Annotated in this window: 1 protein-coding gene; it reads right to left on the bottom strand. The window is 64.6% G+C overall.

Annotation, left to right across the window (positions count from 1 at the left end; all coding sequences use genetic code 11):
* Positions 1 to 344: 344 nt before the first annotated feature.
* Positions 345 to 495 (bottom strand): dihydrofolate reductase family protein (locus tag C6N31_RS42455; RefSeq protein ID WP_198359655.1); only part of this gene is annotated, 151 nt, incomplete at its 5' end.

The raw sequence follows: 495 nt of genomic DNA, 5'->3' as shown, positions 1-495 counted from the left end.
CCACGTTGCTCCGTTCGTGGAGCGTTGGCGGTGCCGGTGGATCATGATCGGCAGTGAGTTTCAGAGCCACCCCTATCGGGTGATATTTCGTCATGACGTTTCGTCGCCGGGGCGTTGTCACCGGGCTCGTGACAGGTGGGTCGATAGGTCGACCGTCCAGGGTCCTCTCGGACTGCGTCCCTGACAGGCCCCGGCCCGTGAGGACCTGGCTCCGTTGCCGTGCTGGCTGCGGTAGGTGTCGAGCAGTCCGCCGGAGCAATCGTCAGTGCCCGTAGGCCACCCGCCTGCTCATTCTGGGCACCCGTGCCGGACGTGATCACCGGCGTCGTCATACGGGGACCTTGTCAGCGGATGACGTCGAAGACGTTCTTCTGCAGACCATTGGGGTAGGCCTCGTGCTCGACCAGCTTGAGCTTCTGGGTGTCCTTGTCCGTGGCGCTGAACAGCCGCTTGCCGGCGCCGAGCAGAAGCGGGAAGACCAGCAGGTGGTAGCGG

Origin of the sequence: Streptomyces fildesensis (genome assembly GCF_016107395.1) — a bacterium.
GTDB lineage: Bacteria > Actinomycetota > Actinomycetes > Streptomycetales > Streptomycetaceae > Actinacidiphila > Actinacidiphila fildesensis.
Note: the sequence above shows the minus strand (reverse complement) of the source record. Positions and strands in the feature narration are given on the sequence as shown.